The sequence below is a fragment of the Actinomadura sp. NAK00032 genome (assembly GCF_013364275.1).
Classification (GTDB): Bacteria; Actinomycetota; Actinomycetes; order Streptosporangiales; family Streptosporangiaceae; genus Spirillospora.
Genome location: NZ_CP054932.1, coordinates 8,306,071 through 8,318,653, shown reverse-complemented (window position 1 = coordinate 8,318,653; position 12,583 = coordinate 8,306,071). Strand labels below are relative to the sequence as shown.

Here is a 12,583-nt window from a genome sequence, read left to right as displayed (position 1 = left end):
GCTAGGCGAGGACGGTGGAGAGAGCCGTGCGGAGCGCGTCCAGTTCGGCGGCGGCGCGCGCGCGGGTCGCGGCGACGTCGTCCTCCACCGGGAGGACGGCCTCCAGGTAGCACTTGAGCTTCGGTTCGGTGCCCGAGGGCCGGACGACCACGCGGGCGCCGCCGGACAGCCGGAAGCGGAGGCCGTCGGTGGGCGGCAGGCCGTCCGCCGGGCGGGCGAGGTCGTCGAACGACTCGACGCGGCGCCCGGCGAGCTCCGCCGGGGGAGCGGCGCGCAGCCGGGTCATGGCGGCGGTGATCAGCGACAGGTCGTCCACCCTGACCGAGAGCTGCGACGTGGCGTGCAGGCCGTACTCACGGGCCTGCGCGTCGAGCAGGTCGAGCAGCGTGCGCCCCTCCCGCTTCGCCTCGGCGGCCAGGGCCGCGACGGCGAGCGCCGCGCCGATGCCGTCCTTGTCGTTGACGAGGACGCCGCGGTCGTCGCCGACGCTGTAGCCGAGCGCCTCCTCATAGCCGAACACCAGCCGGTCACCCGGAACCCCCGCCTTCATGATCCATTTGAAGCCGGTGAGCGACTCGGCGAACCGCACCCCGTGCGCGGCGGCGATCGAGCGCAGCAGCGACGACGACACGATCGTGGTGGCGACCAGGCGGTCATCGCCGGTGGTGTGCCGCAGGACGTGCTCGGCGAGCAGCCCGCCGACCTCGTCGCCGGTCAGCGTCCGCCACCCGGACGGGGACGGAACGGCGACGGCGCAGCGGTCCGCGTCCGGGTCGTTGGCGATCACCAGGTCGGCCCGCCGCTCCCCGGCCAGTGCCAGCGCGAGGTCCAGGGCGCCGGGCTCCTCCGGGTTCGGGAACGCGACGGTCGGGAAGTCGGGGTCCGGCTCCGCCTGCTCGGGGACGACGGCCGGGGCCGGGAAGCCCGCCCGCTCGAACGCCGCGAGCAGCACGTCCCGGCCGACACCGTGCATCGGCGTGTAGACGATCGAGACGTCGCGGTCGCCGCCGAGCCGCAGCGACGACACCGCGTCCAGGTACAGGCCGGCGTCGGCGAGGACCGGCCAGCCGGAGCCGAGCGGCAGCTCGTCCACCCGTCCGACCTTGTCGATCGCGGCGGAGATCTCGCTGTCCGTCGGCGGGACGATCTGCGCGCCGTCCGACCAGTACACCTTGTAGCCGTTGTCGCGCGGCGGGTTGTGGCTGGCCGTCACCATGACGCCCGCCACGATGTCGTCGAACGACCGGGTGAAATGCGCCAGCACGGGCGTCGGGACGGGCTCGGCGAACACCTCCGGGCGCAGCCCCGCGCCGCTGAGCACCGCCGCCGTGTCGGCGGCGAACCGGCGCGAGCCGTGCCGCGCGTCGAAGCCGACGGCGACCCGGCCGCCGCGCGGCAGCCGGGCGGCGAGCCCGGCGGCGGCGCGCATGACCGTCACCCGGTTCATCCGGTTCGGGCCGGCGCCCAACTCGCCGCGCAGGCCCGCCGTCCCGAACTCCAGCCGGGACCCGAACCGGGCCGCGAGCGCCGCGTCGTCGCCCCGGTCCAGGATCGCGCGGAGCTCGGCGCGGGTGTCCGGGTCCGGGTCCTGCGCGAGCCATTCCTCGGCGCGCGCGCGGAGGTCGCTCATAGCTTCGCCAGGACCGTCGCGAGGAGCGTGCCCATGCGCCCGGCGGACGCGCGTCCCGCCGCGAGGACCTCCTCGTGGTCGAGGGGCTCGTCCGACAGCCCGGCCGCGATGTTGGTGACCAGCGAGATCCCGAGGACGTCCGCGCCGCCCTGCCGCGCCGCGATCGTCTCCAGCACCGTCGACATGCCGATCAGGTCGGCGCCCAGCGTGCGCAGCATCCGGATCTCGGCGGGCGTCTCGTAGGTCGGGCCGCGGAACGCCGCGTACACGCCCTCCGCGAGCGTCGGGTCGACCTCCTTGGCGAGGGCGCGCAGCCGTCCCGAGTACGCCTCGGTGAGGTCCAGGAACGTCGCGCCGGTGAGCGGGTTCGCGCCCGACAGGTTCAGATGGTCGGCGATCAGCACCGGGTCGCCGACGCTCTGGTGCTCGGGCCGCAGCCCGCCCGCCGCGTTCGTCAGTACCACCGTCTTCACCCCGGCGGCCAGCGCCGTCCTGACGGGGTGCACCACGGCGTCGACGCCGCGCCCCTCGTACAGGTGCGTCCGGCCGAGGAACACCAGCGCCCGGTGCCCCGCCACCTCGACGACGCGGATCGTCCCCGCGTGCCCCTCCACCGCCGGAGGCGCGAACCCGGGCAGCTCGGTCGCCGTCAGCTCGGTGGCGGGCTCGCCCAGCTTGTCGGCCGCCGGGACCCACCCCGAGCCCATCACGAGGGCGACGTCGAACGCGTCGAGGGACGTGCGGTCGCGCAGCGCGTCCGCGGAGGCCCGTGCCAGTGCAAAAGCGTCGTTGCTCACATCGCCGACACTACCGCCGGGTTCCTGGTGTGGGCCGATCAGCGTCTATCTGGGGGACGACCCTCAGTCCCCAAGCGACCTGCAAGGACGTGTCCGCAGGTCCTTGACGTAGTCGTCCGGGGCGCCGGCCTTCTCGGCGGCGTCGGCGAGGATGCCCAGGTAGCGCGCGGAGGGCAGGCCGCCCTCGTAGTCGTCCAGCACGTACATCCAGCACAGGACGTCGCCGTCCAGGGTCTCCACCCTGACCCTGATCTTGCGGTAGACGTCGAGCGCGGCCCCCTCCCAGGCGTCGAGTTCCTTCTCGTCCCAGGCGGGCACGTCGTACATGACGACGAAGACCTGCTCGGACTCCTCCTCGACGACCGTCGCGAGGGCGCCGTCCCAGCCCTTGTCCTGCCCGCCGAAGGTGAGCCGCCATCCGGCCAGCCAGCCGGTGCCGCGCATGGGCGAGTGCGGAGCCCGGCTCGCCATCTGCTCGGGATCCATGTTGGAGGCGTACGCCGCGTACAGTGCCACGTTGGCCAAGGCTACGCCACGTTTGAGGCGGGGGTGTGGGGGTTGTCCCCCACAGTGATGCGCCACGCTTGGAGCGGGGGTGTGGGGGTTGTCCCCTCGCGGGGTGCGCGGCGGGGACAGGTCACGCCGGGGTGGGTGCGAAGCCGGACTTTTCACTGTCGGGAGTAGGAAACAATGGAAGATGTGACCCGGATCGTGATCATCGGAGGAGGCCCGGGCGGTTACGAGGCCGCGCTCGTCGCGGCTCAGCTCGGCGCGGACGTGACCGTCATCGAACGGGACGGTCCCGGCGGCGCCTGCGTGCTCACCGACTGCGTGCCCTCCAAGACGCTCATCGCCACCTCGACCCGTATGGCGGTCATGTCGGAGTCGACGGGCCTCGGGCTGCGCTTCAACGGCGGCCCGGACGGCATCGTCGGCGCCCTGGAGGCCGACATGGCCGAGGTCAACAAGCGGGTGAAGGACCTCGCGCGGGCCCAGTCGTTCGACGTCGCCGAACGGCTCGCCTACGAGGAGGTGAAGATCGTCCGCGGGGAGGCGCGGCTGGTGGAGCCGCATGTCGTCGCGGTCGGCGACCGGCGCATCCGGGCCGACATCGTGCTCATCGCGACGGGCGCGACGCCGCGCGTGCTGCCCGGCGCGGAGCCGGACGGCGAGCGCATCCTGAACTGGCGCCAGCTCTACGACCTGCCGGAGCTCCCCGAGGACCTGATCGTCGTCGGCTCCGGTGTGACGGGCGCGGAGCTCGCGGGCGCGTACCTGTCGCTCGGGTCGAAGGTCACGCTGGTGTCCTCGCGCGACCGGATCCTCCCGACGGAGGACGCCGACGCCGCGTCCGTCCTGCAGGACGTGTTCCTGCGGCGCGGGATGAACGTCATGTCGCGGTCGCGGGCCGCGGGCGTGGAGCGTTCGGGCGCGGGCGTGATCGTCACCCTGGAGGACGGGACGAAGATCGAGGGCTCGCACTGCCTGATGACGGTCGGGATGGTCCCGAACACCACGGGGATCGGCCTGGAGGACGTCGGCGTGCGCTGCGACGCGCGCGGCTTCGTGGAGGTCGACAAGGTGTCGCGGACGTCCGTCCCGCACATCTACGCGTCCGGCGACTGCACGGGCGTGCTCATGCTCGCGTCCGTCGCGGGCATGCAGGGCCGTATCGCGATGTGGCACGCGCTGGGGGAGGCCGTGCAGCCGCTCAAGCTCGGCTGGGTCGCGTCCAACATCTTCACCGACCCGGAGGTCGCGTCGGTCGGCGTGACGCAGCACATGGTCGACTCCGGTGACGTCAACGCCCGGACGGTCATGCTGCCGCTGTTCACCAACGCGCGCGCCAAGATGCAGGGCTTCGAGGACGGTTTCGTCAAGGTGTTCTGCCGCCCGTCCACGGGGATCGTGCTCGGCGGCGTCATCGTGGCGCCGCGCGCGAGCGAGCTGATCCTGGCCGTGTCGGTGGCCGTCCAGCAGCACCTGACGGTCGACCAGGTCGCGCAGACGTTCGCGGTGTACCCGTCGCTGTCGGGCAGCATCACCGAGGCGTCCCGGCGGCTGATGGCCGAGCACGCCTACTAGAGGACGTGCCCGGCCCCAGCCGGCCCGCAGGAGCCGCGCTAGAAGTAGCGCAGCGCCACGTACACCCACGCCATCAGCGTGCTCAGCACGGTGACGACGATGCCGTAGCGGGTGAACTGCCAGAAACTGATCGGGTTCCCGGTCCGGGCGGCGATGCCGATCGCGACGACGTTGGCGCTCGCCGCGACGGCGGTGCCGTTGCCGCCGAAGTCGGCGCCCAGCGCGAACGACCACCACAGCGCCTCGGCGGTCGTCGGGTCGGGGGCGCCCGCCGCCATCCCCTCCACGATCGGCGCCATCGTCGCCGCGTAGGGGATGTTGTCGAAGAACGCGCCGAGCACGGCGGACCCGAACAGCAGGCTGGTCGCGGCGGCGAAGTAGTTGTCGCCGACCGCGTCCGCGGCCCAGACGCCGATCTTCTCGATGACGCCGGTGTGCCCGAGGCCCGCCACCATCACGAACAGGCCGACGAAGAACACCAGGACGGGCCATTCGACCTCGTCCAGGACCTCCCCGACGTCGACCCGCGACACCAGCAGCATCACGCCGGCGCCGACGAGCGCGACGATCGACGGCTCCATGTGCACCACCGAGTGCAGCATGAACCCGACGATGACGAGGCCGAGCACCACGAGGCACCGGACGAGCAGCGCCGGGTCGGTGATCGCCTTCCGCTCGTCCAGCGACATCACCTCGGCGACGTACCGCTCGTCGTAGTGGAACGACTTGCGGAACAGCACCCGCGCCAGCAGCACGAACGCGATGAAGACGGCCACCACGATCGGTGCCATGTGGACGAGGAAGTCGTTGAACGTCAGCCCCGCCCGGCTGGCGATGATGATGTTCGGCGGGTCCCCGATGAGGGTCGAGGCGCCGCCGATGTTGGACGCCAGCACCTCGGCGATGAGGTACGGGTGCGCCGGGATCCGCAGCCGGTTGCAGACCACCACCGTCACCGGCGCCACCAGCATGATCGTGGTGACGTTGTCCAGGAACGGGGAGGCGACCGCGGTGATCGCCATGAGCATCACCAGCAGCCGGTACGGCCGGCCCTTGGAGCGTTTGGCCGCCCAGATCGCCAGGTAGTCGAACAGCCCGGTGCCCTTGATGACCCCGACGATGATCATCATGCCGAGCAGCAGGAAGATGACGTTCCAGTCGATCCCGTCGTGCTCGGAGAAGAAGACCCCGGCGCCGGGAGTGAGCCCCAGCACCGTCATGGCCCCGGCCGCGATCAGGACGACCTTGACCTTGTCGGCCTTCTCCGTGGCGATGAAGAAGAACGCGACGACGAAGATGGCGAGCGCCGCCACCGCCGTCATCGCGGGTCCCCCGTCCGGAGGCCCGTCCGGAGGCCCCTCCGGAGGCCCCTCCGGAGGTCGCCGCGCGGCGGTGGGTCGGGGCGTTGCGGGAGGGTCAGTCGTCGGGCTGGCTGAGCGCCAGCGCCGACAGCAGCCGATCGAGGATCACCGCGCCGGTGAGCAGGCCGGCGTCGTCCACGACCGCCACGATGGGACTGCGCTGCCGGGCCATGAGCGCGGCGAGTTCCAGCAGCGTCGCGGAGGATTTCACGATGACCGGGCGGGGAGTGTGCGTGCCGAGGCAGTCGCCCACTCTCCTGTCGCGGATCTCGTGCCAGAAGACGTCCGCATGCGTCTCGTCCACGACCCGGGTCAGCGCCGGGTCCTCCTGGTAGGCGACGGGAACCGCCAGTCGCAGCACCTGCGTGCCGGGCAGGACGACCCGGGGGCGCTGCTCCTCGTCCACGACGATCAGTCCCGGCAGCCTGCCGAGCGCCATGACCTGTATCGCGTGCGCGATCGAGTCGTCCCGCGTCACGGTCGGCACCTTTATGGCGATGTCCCGCGCTTGCATTGCTTCCTTTCGGCTTCCGGAAAGCCTGGCTCTTCGGGTTGATAGATTCCTCCTCCTGACGCCGGCGGCGCTCCCTTCGCAGGACGGCCTCCGCGGCGCCTTGGGCGGGTGACGGTGCCCGCCGGTCGTTCGGTGTGCCATGCGTCCGCCCCTTTCCGCGTACGCTGTCCAGTCTTTGTGCCGGGAGCCCCGCGCTTTATCGGGGCTGACCCCCATATCGGCGCCATGGAGCATGTATCTGCAGGTGGAGGAGAACCTGCTCGCGGAGCCGAGCCTAGGATGGATCCGATACCGGAGGTGATCGGGTGCACACTCGCGAGTCCGCCACCCGGATACTGCTGGCCGACGATCACGCGCTGGTGCGCCGCGGGCTGCGGCTGATCCTGGACGCCGAGCCCGACCTGACCGTGGTCGCGGAGGCGGCGGACGGGGCGGAGGCCATCGACGCGCTCGCGGCCGGCGGCGTCGACCTGGCGATCCTCGACATCGCGATGCCGCGCATGACGGGGCTGCAGGCCGCGCGCGAGATCTCCCGCCGCTTCCCCACCGTGCGGACGCTGATCCTGTCGATGTACGACAACGAGCAGTACCTGTTCGAGGCGCTGAAGGCGGGCGCGTCCGGGTACGTGCTGAAGTCCGTCGCCGACCGGGACCTGCTGCACGCGTGCCGCGCCGCGATGCGCGGCGAGCCGTTCCTGTACCCGGCGGCCGTGACGGCGCTGATCCGCGAGTACCTCGGCCGGGAGCGCGACGGCGACGGCCCCGACAGCATCCTCACCCCGCGCGAGGAGGAGATCATCAAGCTGATCGCGGAGGGGTACTCGTCCAAGCAGATCGCCGAGACCCTCACGATCAGCGTGAAGACGGTCGACCGGCACCGCGCGAACATCCTCGGCAAGCTCGGCATGCGCGACCGGCTGGAGCTGACGAAGTACGCGATCAGGGTCGGGCTCGTCGAGCCCTGACCGCCCGGTTCAGCCCGTGACGGAGGGCCGGGAGCCCGCCGGCGGCACCTCCAGCCGCACCTCGGTGCCGCCGCCGTCCGCCGGGCCGATCGTGAGCCGCGCCCCGATGAGCATCGCCCGCTCCCGCATGCCGTGGATGCCGGAGCCGACCTCGGTGGGCGGGCCGGAGCCGTCGTCGACGACGCGGAGCACGACGCTCCCGTCCTCCTCCTGCGTGAGCGACAGCTCCACGCTGCGCGCGCCCGAATGCCGCCACACGTTCGTGAGGCCCTCCTGGGCGATCCGGTAGATCACCAGCTCGGCGTCCGGGCCGAGGCCCACCAGTCCCGTCTGCACGCGGCGCGTCACCCGCGGCCCGCCGGTCCCGGAGAAGTCCCCGGCGAGCGCCGTGAGCGCGCTGGTCAGGCCGAGGTCGTCGAGGACACCGGGGCGCAGCCGCCGCGCGACGTGCCGCACCTCGTCCAGGCTGGACCGGACGACCTCCTGGACGCCGCGCAGCTCCGCCGCGACCTCCTCGGGCGCGCGGTCCACCACCGACTTCAGCTCCAGCAGCACCACCGTGAGGGACTGCCCGATCTCGTCGTGCAGCTCCTGCGCGATGCGGCGCCGCTCGGCCTCCTGCGCGTCCAGGACGACGGCGGTGCTGATGCTGCGGTCGGCCTCCAGCCGGTCCAGCATCGCGTTGAACTGGTCGACGAGGTGGAACAGGTCGCCGTTGCCGGTGGCGGGAAGCCGGTCGCGGGAGCGCAGCGAGTCCAGCCGCGCCATCAGCGCCGTGAGCCGCTCCAGCGGGGACAGGCTGGCGCGCAGCAGCAGCGCGTTCGCCGCCATCATCACCACCAGCCCGACCACCAGGACGGGCAGTTCCCGCAGCAGGATCGGCGAGGATATGGTGACGGGCGCGACCGCCAGCAGGACGGTGCCGATCGCGAAGATCAGCCCGTTGATGCCGAGGATGCGCCAGTACAGTGCCGAGACGGGTGTCCTGCTCATGGGACCACGTCATCGCATGCGGCGCCCCTTTGTCCATGTGGGGCGCCACCCGTGCCGACCTGCATGTCCGTCCCCCTCTCTTATGGGCATCGGACCCGATGGCGGGCCCCCGCCCCATCGCCGACGGTGGAAGGTGAGAACGAGGGGGAGGAGGTCGGATGGTCCCGCTCGCCGCGTCCGCCGCGCGAGAGAGCCCGCTGGCCCCGTCCACCGCGTTCCTGATCGTCCTCGGACTGGCGGTCGCCGCGGCCGCGCTCTCCGGGCTCCGGCACGTCGCGCCGTCCGAACGGCTCGTCGTCCGGCGCTTCGGCAGGACGCGCGGAGTCCGCGGGCCCGGGCTGCGCTACCTGCTGCCGCTCGCCGACAGCGGCGTGCGCGTCCCGGTGGGCCCGCGGCCGCACGACCTGTGGTTCCGGGCGATGACCAGGGACGGTGTGCCCGTGCGGCTCAAGGCGCACGCCCTGATGGGAGCCGACGACCCCGTCAGGTACGCCGCGGCCGCGGACATCTCGGGCACGCCGTCCTCCGCCGCGCAGGCGGCGACCGAGGTCGCGCTGCGCGGTCTGATAGCGGACCGGGACCTGGCGGACCTGCCGTCCCTGCTGGCGGGCGGGGACGACCCGGAGCTGGTCCGGCGCGTCGACGAGGCGGTCCGGCCGTGGGGAGTGGCCGCGACCCTCGTCTCCATCACCGACGCGACGGTCCCGGTCCGCTCCGCCACCGGCAGTGCCGCCACCGGCGGCGCCGCGCGCCTGCCGGGCTGATCGCCGGGGCCCCGGCCGCCCGGGGCGGCGGTGGTCAGAAGCCGCCGAAGTCGCCGCCCCCGCCGAAGTCGCCGCCGCCGAAGTCCCAGCCGCCGCCGATGTCGCCGCCGCCGTCGCCGAACCCGCCGTCCATGCCGCCGTAGCCCATGCCGCCCCAGCCGAGGCCCGGGCCCATCATCGAGCCGAGCGCGGTACCGATCAGCAGCCCGCCGAGCAGGTCGAACCCGCCGTAGCCGTAGTAGTAGCCGCCGGCGTAGGGCGCGTACGCGGGGCCGGCGCTCCAGTACGGCTCCCGCGCCCCCCGGTACGGCACCATCCGGATGTCGGGGTCCGCCCCGCGCAGGACGGCCTCGGCGTCGGCCTGGCACGCCGGGACGGAGCGGACGCTGCCGCCCGGCGGCGCCCACATGACGTCCCGCACGGACGGCCCGTGCTGCGGGTTGAAGAAGCAGGGCGCGCGCCGCTCGGGCACGGGGTCGCCGGCCAGCCGGGCACGGGTGGCGGTCATGTAGTAGCGGCCGTCCTCCAGCGCCGTCGTCACGGACGACATGTCCTGCGGTCTCGCCGCGCGCTCCGTCGCCGACTTCGCCTGGTCGTAGGAGTTCATGGCGTGCTCGTAGTCGGCGCGGATCGCCGGGTCGAGGCCCTTGTCCATGACGTTGAGGTCGAGGCGGGCGATGTCCTCGCCGAGCAGGGTGACGTCCTCCTGGACGCCCTGCTTGAGGTCCTGCATCTCGCGGGCCTCGCGGGCCTGGCGCCGCTTGCGCGCGCTGAGGAACACGACCGTCGCCGCCGCCACGACCAGCACGACCAGGCCGAGCGCGACGTACCCGATCAGCGCGCCGGACTGGGCGTTGTCGTCGACCTTCTGCTCCGCGCGGTCCCCGAAGTCGATCAGCCGCTGCTTGAGCGGCATGCCGTTGCTGCGGGTCACGATCTGGTTGATCTCGCGCTGGTCCAGGTTCTTGGAGATCGCCGCCATCCGGCTGCCGTCGGCGGTGACGGCGACGAACGTCTCGCCCTTGCCGACCCGCTGCGCGACGGCCGGCAGCAGCTGCCTGACCTGGCTCCCGGTGGCGTCATTGCTGATCACCATGGCGCGGATGTCGGCGTCGCCGTCCCCGGCGAGGGACTGCTTGATCTGGTTCTGGTCGGCCGCCGACAGCACGTTTCCGGCCTCACTCGTCACGTAGAGGCGGGAGTTGACGAGGCCGTTCGCGATCTGCCCGACCGTATCGGCCCGGAGCTGCGCGGGCTGCGCGGCCTGCGCGGCCTGCGCGTTCTGCGGCTGCGCGGCCTGCGGCTGGGCGGCTTGGACGGTCGTCTGGACGGCGGCGGGCTGGGCCGGAGCGGCGGCGGACGCCGGGGCGGAGAAGGCGAACGCCGGCACTGCGACGGCGCCGATGATCGCCGAGACGGCGCCCCGGCGTGCCGCTCGGATGGCCCGGTTCTCGGTGCTCATATCTACTATCTGCCCACGTGGACGGCCTGATGCCTCCTCCGTTGGACGGATTTGTACCGATCCGGCATGGGGTCCGGCACCCATGCCGGCGGCCCGCTCCGTCCAGCCCGCTCCGTCCGGCCCGGGCCGGACGGAGCGGGCCGCCGGTCAGCTGTCCTTGATCTCGCAGATCACGGCGCCGGCCGAGACCGTCTGCCCGACCTCGGCGGACAGCCCGGTGAGCGTCCCGGCCTTGTGCGCGGTGAGCGGCTGCTCCATCTTCATGGCCTCCAGGACCACGATGGTGTCCCCGGCCGCCACCGTCGCGCCGTCCTCGACGACGATCTTGACGATGGTGCCCTGCATCGGGCTGACCAGGGAGTCGCCGGACGCCTGCGCGCCGCCGCCCTTGGAGCCGCCGCGCCGCTTGGCGGGCTGCGCCTTCCCGGCGGCGGGGGCCGCGGACGCGCCGAGCCCGGCGGGCAGCACGACCTCGATGCGCTTGCCGCCGACCTCGACGGTGACGCGCTCCCGCTCGCCCGCCTCGTCCTCGTCGCCCGCCGGAGCGTGCTCGAAGGGCGGGATCCGGTTGTCGAACTCGGTCTCGATCCACCGGGTGTGGACGGAGAACGGCGTCTCGTCGTCCGCCGGCACGAACGCCGGGTCGTCCAGCACGGCCTGGTGGAACGGCAGCACCGTCGGCATGCCGTCGATCACGAACTCGGCCAGCGCGCGGCGGGACCGCTCGACGGCCTGCCGCCGCGTCGCGCCCGTCACGATCAGCTTGGCGATCAGCGAGTCGAACGCCTGCGGGACGGTCTGCCCGGCGTCGTAGCCCGCGTCCAACCGGACGCCGGGGCCGGTCGGCGGCTGCCACGCGGTCAGCGTGCCGACCGCCGGCAGGAACCCGCGGCCCGCGTCCTCGGCGTTCAGCCGGAACTCGATCGAGTGGCCGCGCAGCTCGGGGTCGCCGTAGCCGAGCTCCTCGCCGTCGGCGACGCGGAACATCTCGCGGACGAGGTCGACCCCGGCGACCTCCTCGGTGACCGGGTGCTCGACCTGGAGCCGGGTGTTGACCTCCAGGAACGAGATCGTGCCGTCCTGGCCGACGAGGAACTCGCAGGTCCCCGCGCCGACGTACCCGGCCTCCTTCAGGATGGCCTTGGAGGAGCTGTACAGCAGTTCGAGCTGCTCGTCCGACAGGTAGGGGGCCGGGGCCTCCTCGACGAGCTTCTGGTGCCGGCGCTGCAGCGAGCAGTCGCGGGTGGAGACCACGACCACGTTGCCGTGCTTGTCGGCCAGGCACTGGGTCTCCACGTGCCGGGGCTTGTCCAGGTACCGCTCGACGAAGCACTCGCCGCGCCCGAACGCGCCGACCGCCTCGCGGACGGCGGAGTCGTACAGCTCGGCGACCTCCTCCAGCTTCCGGGCGACCTTCAGCCCGCGCCCGCCGCCGCCGAACGCGGCCTTGATCGCGATGGGCAGCCCGTGCTCCTCGGCGAACGCGACGACCTCGTCCGCCCCCGACACCGGGTCCTTGGTGCCGGCCACCAGCGGCGCGCCGACCTTCTGCGCGATGTGCCGGGCCTGCACCTTGTCGCCCAGCGCGGTGATCGCGGCGGGCGGCGGGCCGATCCAGGTCAGCCCGGCGTTCTCCACCGCGGCGGCGAAGTCGGCGTTCTCCGCCAGGAACCCGTACCCGGGGTGGACGGCGTCCGCGCCGGCCTCGGCGGCGATCTTCAGCAGCTTCTCGATGTTCAGATAGCTCTCGGCGGCCGTCTGCCCGCCCAGGGCGAACGCCTCGTCGGCGACCCGAACGTGCAGCGCCTCCAGATCGGGTTCGGCGTACACCGCCACACTTGCCAGCCCCGCATCACGGCAGGCACGGGCTATACGGACCGCGATCTCTCCGCGGTTGGCGATCAGGACCTTGCGCACGTGGGTCTCCTCCCTAACCTCGCAGGCAGTCTAGATAACGGCCGAACCAGCTTTTCGTAAGGCCCTCCTTATAGGGCTCCATGTCCCGGATAGTG

General features: G+C 72.6%; 11 protein-coding genes. 3 read left to right on the top strand and 8 right to left on the bottom strand.

What is annotated here, in order from left to right; all coding sequences use genetic code 11:
- Position 1: 1 nt before the first annotated feature.
- From HUT06_RS38110 to HUT06_RS38100, 3 genes are all read right to left on the bottom strand, one after another.
- Positions 2 to 1,630 carry a phospho-sugar mutase gene (locus HUT06_RS38110; protein WP_176200148.1) on the bottom strand — a complete coding sequence of 543 codons (1,629 nt, stop codon included), beginning with the start codon at positions 1,628 to 1,630 and terminating at the stop codon, positions 2 to 4.
- Complete coding sequence (locus tag HUT06_RS38105) at positions 1,627 to 2,427, bottom strand: purine-nucleoside phosphorylase (protein WP_176200147.1); 801 nt, start codon at positions 2,425 to 2,427, stop codon at positions 1,627 to 1,629. Before HUT06_RS38105 ends, HUT06_RS38110 begins: the two co-directional genes overlap by 4 nt.
- Before the next feature lie 63 nt (positions 2,428 to 2,490).
- The gene (locus HUT06_RS38100) at positions 2,491 to 2,943 is read right to left on the bottom strand and encodes a gamma-glutamylcyclotransferase (RefSeq protein ID WP_176200146.1); all 453 of its coding nucleotides are present in this window, start codon (positions 2,941 to 2,943) and stop codon (positions 2,491 to 2,493) included.
- 183 nt (positions 2,944 to 3,126) lie between these two features.
- On the opposite strand from HUT06_RS38100, the gene HUT06_RS38095 reads away from it, so the two are divergent.
- Positions 3,127 to 4,512, top strand: a complete 1,386-nt coding sequence (locus HUT06_RS38095) for an NAD(P)H-quinone dehydrogenase (protein ID WP_176200145.1) — start codon at positions 3,127 to 3,129, stop codon at positions 4,510 to 4,512.
- A 38-nt stretch (positions 4,513 to 4,550) separates the two neighbouring features.
- Here HUT06_RS38095 and HUT06_RS38090 read toward each other — a convergent pair whose 3' ends face one another.
- Complete coding sequence (locus HUT06_RS38090; RefSeq protein ID WP_176200144.1) at positions 4,551 to 5,834, bottom strand: SLC13 family permease; 1,284 nt, start codon at positions 5,832 to 5,834, stop codon at positions 4,551 to 4,553.
- 94 nt (positions 5,835 to 5,928) lie between these two features.
- The gene (locus HUT06_RS38085) at positions 5,929 to 6,387 is read right to left on the bottom strand and encodes a CBS domain-containing protein (protein WP_176200143.1); all 459 of its coding nucleotides are present in this window, start codon (positions 6,385 to 6,387) and stop codon (positions 5,929 to 5,931) included.
- Positions 6,388 to 6,692: 305 nt separating this feature from the next.
- On the opposite strand from HUT06_RS38085, the gene HUT06_RS38080 reads away from it, so the two are divergent.
- Positions 6,693 to 7,352, top strand: a complete 660-nt coding sequence (locus tag HUT06_RS38080; protein ID WP_138641314.1) for a response regulator transcription factor — start codon at positions 6,693 to 6,695, stop codon at positions 7,350 to 7,352.
- 9 nt (positions 7,353 to 7,361) lie between these two features.
- Here the strand turns inward: HUT06_RS38080 and HUT06_RS38075 are convergent, their stop codons facing one another.
- Positions 7,362 to 8,345 (bottom strand): sensor histidine kinase, encoded by a 984-nt coding sequence (locus tag HUT06_RS38075; RefSeq protein WP_176200142.1) that lies wholly within the window; start codon positions 8,343 to 8,345, stop codon positions 7,362 to 7,364.
- A 158-nt stretch (positions 8,346 to 8,503) separates the two neighbouring features.
- Here HUT06_RS38075 and HUT06_RS38070 point away from each other — a divergent pair, with 158 nt between their 5' ends.
- On the top strand, positions 8,504 to 9,109 hold the full coding sequence (locus HUT06_RS38070; RefSeq protein ID WP_176200141.1) for an SPFH domain-containing protein: 606 nt from the start codon (positions 8,504 to 8,506) through the stop codon (positions 9,107 to 9,109).
- 34 nt (positions 9,110 to 9,143) lie between these two features.
- On the opposite strand, the gene HUT06_RS38065 is transcribed toward HUT06_RS38070, so the two are convergent.
- Together HUT06_RS38065 and HUT06_RS38060 are read right to left on the bottom strand one after the other, a co-directional pair.
- Complete coding sequence (locus HUT06_RS38065; RefSeq protein WP_176200140.1) at positions 9,144 to 10,571, bottom strand: hypothetical protein; 1,428 nt, start codon at positions 10,569 to 10,571, stop codon at positions 9,144 to 9,146.
- Positions 10,572 to 10,718: 147 nt separating this feature from the next.
- The gene (locus tag HUT06_RS38060) at positions 10,719 to 12,488 is read right to left on the bottom strand and encodes a biotin carboxylase N-terminal domain-containing protein (protein ID WP_176200139.1); all 1,770 of its coding nucleotides are present in this window, start codon (positions 12,486 to 12,488) and stop codon (positions 10,719 to 10,721) included.
- Positions 12,489 to 12,583: the final 95 nt, after the last annotated feature.

Excerpts from the sequence above, each read along its gene's own strand:
- HUT06_RS38070 (WP_176200141.1), top strand. The coding sequence starts at position 8,504 with ATGGTCCCGCTCGCCGCGTCCGCCGCGCGAGAGAGCCCGCTGGCCCCG.
- HUT06_RS38110 (WP_176200148.1), bottom strand. The coding sequence starts at position 1,630 with ATGAGCGACCTCCGCGCGCGCGCCGAGGAATGGCTCGCGCAGGACCCG.
- HUT06_RS38075 (WP_176200142.1), bottom strand. The coding sequence starts at position 8,345 with ATGAGCAGGACACCCGTCTCGGCACTGTACTGGCGCATCCTCGGCATC.
- HUT06_RS38065 (WP_176200140.1), bottom strand. The coding sequence starts at position 10,571 with ATGAGCACCGAGAACCGGGCCATCCGAGCGGCACGCCGGGGCGCCGTC.
- HUT06_RS38090 (WP_176200144.1), bottom strand. The coding sequence starts at position 5,834 with ATGACGGCGGTGGCGGCGCTCGCCATCTTCGTCGTCGCGTTCTTCTTC.
- HUT06_RS38085 (WP_176200143.1), bottom strand. The coding sequence starts at position 6,387 with ATGCAAGCGCGGGACATCGCCATAAAGGTGCCGACCGTGACGCGGGAC.